Origin of the sequence: Rothia sp. 27098_8_29 (genome assembly GCF_041432785.1) — a bacterium.
In the GTDB taxonomy this organism is placed as follows: Bacteria; Actinomycetota; Actinomycetes; order Actinomycetales; family Micrococcaceae; genus Rothia; species Rothia mucilaginosa.
Window position 1 is genome coordinate 1 of record NZ_JAPWAI010000018.1, and the last position, 3,700, is coordinate 3,700.

Annotated in this window: 3 protein-coding genes, 1 tRNA gene and 1 rRNA gene; all 5 read right to left on the reverse strand. The window is 55.1% G+C overall.

The features are described from left to right. On the reverse strand, positions 1-680 hold a 680-nt coding region (locus O3649_RS08930), incomplete at its 3' end, for an acyltransferase family protein (RefSeq protein WP_371573872.1). A gap of 127 nt (positions 681-807) precedes the next feature. Next, positions 808-881 (reverse strand) — tRNA-Thr (locus tag O3649_RS08935). A 229-nt stretch (positions 882-1,110) separates the two neighbouring features. Further along, complete coding sequence (locus O3649_RS08940) at positions 1,111-1,989, reverse strand: thioredoxin domain-containing protein (protein WP_005509033.1); 879 nt, start codon at positions 1,987-1,989, stop codon at positions 1,111-1,113. A 436-nt stretch (positions 1,990-2,425) separates the two neighbouring features. After that, positions 2,426-3,169 (reverse strand): cAMP-binding protein, encoded by a 744-nt coding sequence (locus O3649_RS08945; protein WP_371573874.1) that lies wholly within the window; start codon positions 3,167-3,169, stop codon positions 2,426-2,428. A gap of 341 nt (positions 3,170-3,510) precedes the next feature. Beyond that, positions 3,511-3,627 (reverse strand): 5S ribosomal RNA (gene rrf / locus O3649_RS08950). Positions 3,628-3,700 lie beyond the last annotated feature (73 nt).

Sequence of the window (3,700 nt, forward strand, 5' to 3'; positions counted from 1 at the left end):
TCGACGATGGAGAAGGTCAGGGATGCGACGAACACCGTATTGAAGATGAATACCGCGGTGGTGAAGAGGTTCCCGCGGAATCGGTGCACGACGTAGGCTACTGCAGCGAAGAGCAGGGGCCAGATGATGAAGATCTGTCCCTGGATGGAGAGCGACCAGAAGTGCTGGAAGGGTGACTTCACGGAAGCGTTTTGGGCGTAGTAGTCTACGGAGCTGAACGCGAGGTTCCAGTTCTGGAAGTAGAACAGGGAGCTCCTTGCGTCGGTTACGGTTTGCGACCAGCGACTGGGTGCGAGCACGAAGAAGGACGCAATGGTGGTACCCGCGATAACCACGGTGGCTACGGGTAGCAGTCGCTGGAAGACGTGCATCCAGTAGCTGAAGAGATTGAGGGGTTTGCCTTCGTTGATCTTGCGCATGAAGGAGAGCGAGAGCAGGAAGGCGGAGATGAAGAGGAAGACGTCCACGCCGCCGGAGACTTTGCCGACCCAGACGTGGTAGAGCACCACGAGGAGCACGGCGAAGGCTCGCAGGCCCTGGATTTCGGGGCGGAATCCTCGCGATTCGATGAATTCTTCGAGGGGGTAGTCGTTGGTTTCGCGTGCTTTGACGGTGCGCAGCGCCGCGGTACGGGTGCCCTGCGAGGCGGGGGCCTGCGGGGTTCCGGAGGTTTCAGACATACTTGGTTCCTCAGGGCGGGTAGACGATGTGTTGGTGCGGGTCCCTTAGACACTCGAGGACACTCGCTACAATAAAATCCTGATCCGCACCTCTGCTATGAGGCTGGTGCGAACCAGGATTTTTCTGAGCCCCCTACCGGATTCGAACCGGTGACCCTCTGTTTACAAGACAGATGCTCTGGCCAACTGAGCTAAGGAGGCAACCTGTCCAGTGTACCTTATTCTCTTGGTTGAGTCTGCTTAGTTGTTCTTTTAGGGTTTGGTTGAGAATACTTCTAAATTATGGGGTGATGGCATGTTCGTTTCCTTCGTTTTAACCCTTCTGAGCACCACCTCTGTATGCTGCTCACCCACCCCTCGTACTCATCACCGTGTATGGAAAAACCCGGTAGCCTCACGCGGAGGTTACCGGGTTTTTGTATCGAAGCGGTTACTTCTTCTTAGCTTCGATCTTTTCCTTCAGGAAGGTGCTGAAGTCGTTGCTGGTGTACTGGTCACCATCAACGAAGACGGTGGGGGTACCCTTAATACCGTTCTTTGCGGATTCAGCGTTGACCACGTCCACGAAGGGGCGCCACTTGCCATCGTTCATATCGGAGCCGATGGACGCACCGTGCTTAGAAGCGATGTCGGCGATCTGCTGGTTGTTCATGTCGCCGCGGCCCTGGTGAGTAAAGATCTCACGCTGGTAGTTCAGGAATTCGCTGGTGCTGACCTGGTTGGCCACGGAGTATGCTGCTGCCGCGTTACGTGCGGAGTAAGCGGTGGGCGAGGAGCGGTCCAGGAAGGTCAGGTTGCGGATTTCCAGGGTGATGGTGCCGTCCTCGACGAGCTTCTGGATTTCTTCACCGTACTTCTTCTCGAACTCTGCACAGTGCACGCAGTTGTAGTCCTGGAAGATGGTCACGCGTACGGGCTGGCCGTTCTTGGATGCCTCTTCAGCGGTCTGCACGCCCGGGGGCAGGGTGTTGACTGCTGCTGCGGTTCCGTTGACCATGGGGGTCACGGAGGAGGTCGAGGTTGCGAGTTGCTTGAAGTCGCGGGTCTCCTGGGTGGAGGAGTTCTGGACGATGCCGTCCTTGGTCAGCACAATGCCACCGTATTCGTTGGCGCTGGAGGGCACCGGGCCGCTTTCTGCTACCTTGGTGTTCTTGTTGCCGTTGACTACGACGAAGCCGATGATACCTACGATGATGAGGACCACGGCGAGTACGCCGAACTGGAGCCAGCGGCGGCTTGCCTGGCTGGGGCTCTTCTTGGCCTGCTGGGCCGCAATCTGGCGGGCTTTTTCGCGGGCGTCGGTCGACATGCCTGCTCCTTTGGTTGGGAATATGGGTGGCGGTTCGTCCACTTCTTCTAGCCTACTCCGGTTGGAGTGAGCGTCCATCCGAGCAAAGCTCAGATGACCTGGCTCTTCCGGCCCGGGGTTGTTTGTATCCCCTATAGGGTGTTCTAGAGCTCAGCTTCTGCCGTATATAGCAGCTGAAAGCTATGTCGATTAGTTCCTATCACGTGGATAGGTTCTGTCTTTTCTCTAGTGTGGACGTACCGCGCTACCCGTCTAGCCTACCGAATGGGTGCCTTATCGGCTAGTTAATACTCTGACTGAGATATTGTGATGTCTGTTCTCACGCTCTCAGCTTATTTTCCTCGTAAACTTTCGTAGCATTAGGAGGCGCCTCTCCCCTGCCACAAGCTATTCCGAGGCACCCACCCGGTTCAGCTCTGCATTCGGTCCTGTCTCTTTAGGGAATGTTATAGACCTCTACCCCGTCGATATAGGGGCGGGTGTTGTAATTGCCGTTCCACTTCACGCTCAGACCGTGCTTCTCCAGTACGGGAATAACCGTCTCTCGCAGCAACTGTACGGAGAGCTTCTCGTGAAGGGCACTAATCTCTTCCTTCTGCGCATCGCTCAGCACGTTCCATTCATTTTCGTCCCTGGGGTAGGCGAGGAAGGAACCAAAGCCGACGTAGGTGCCGCCGCTCTCAGCAAGGCTTTCAGTGTCCTGCTGGTGGAAGTAGATGTATCCCTTCCATTCACGGCTGTCATCAATCTCATCCCAGATCTCTGCGGATGCGCAGGTACCGCAGCAGGTGAAGTTCTGTCGTGCAATGACGCCTTCTTCTTCCAGGGCTGCGAAGGCACGGTTGAGGTTGGAGTTCTTCTGCATTTCGGGGGTAATACCCAGCTCAGCAGCAAAGGCACGACGACGCTTGATGAGCTCTTCCACGTAGTCCTCTACGCGCTTCTCCCAGAGCTTGCTGTCTTCGTTCTCCCCATCGTATTCCAGACCAAGTACGTCCATCACATAATCGGCGATCGTTTCTACGTACTGCTCAGTATCAGATTCCCCCATGAACAGCAGGGGCCAGATGGGCCAGAGCAGCTCAGCTTCGTCTTCTTCGTCCAGTCCCCATTCTTTGGGGAAGGGCGGGTCGAGGCGTTCTTCGCTCCAGCGTTCGTAGATGCTCTTCTCATCGGCCATGATGATGCTCCTTTGCTTGCTCTCTACTCGTTGAGGTAGAGATGTGGACTGCTCTTGTTGTTAAGGTATCAAGAGTTTCTCTACCTCGCCTTCTATTTCGTCATTCAGGCGGATCTGTGAACTCCCCATCTCATCGCCTCTGTATCAGGTCGGCACGCTGTCTGGCGAGGCTGTAGCCTCCGTTCCGTTGCCTCTCTGCTGAATCTCTGCGTCTCTGGGTCTATGAGTCTCTGCACCTTTGCTGAGTTAGGTGTCTTTCGTTCTAGGAGATTTCGTTCTAAAAGTTTTTGGGTACACAAAAAGAGGGGAAGACCTATAAGGTCTTCCCCTCTTGAATAAAAAACCCGCGGTGACCTACTCTCCCACACCCACAAAAGTGCAGTACCATCGGCGCGAAGAGTCTTAGCTTCTGGGTTCGGAATGGAACCAGGCGTTTCCCTCTTGCTATAACCACGGAAAATCTAGCGAATAACTTCGTTATTCAAAATTTCCGAATAAAAAGCCTCAGCCTCCCGAAGGAGGTCCAGGGTT

Coding starts and splice junctions, on each gene's coding strand:
- O3649_RS08945 (WP_371573874.1), bottom strand. CDS start 3,169: ATGGCCGATGAGAAGAGCATCTACGAACGCTGGAGCGAAGAACGCCTC.
- O3649_RS08940 (WP_005509033.1), bottom strand. CDS start 1,989: ATGTCGACCGACGCCCGCGAAAAAGCCCGCCAGATTGCGGCCCAGCAG.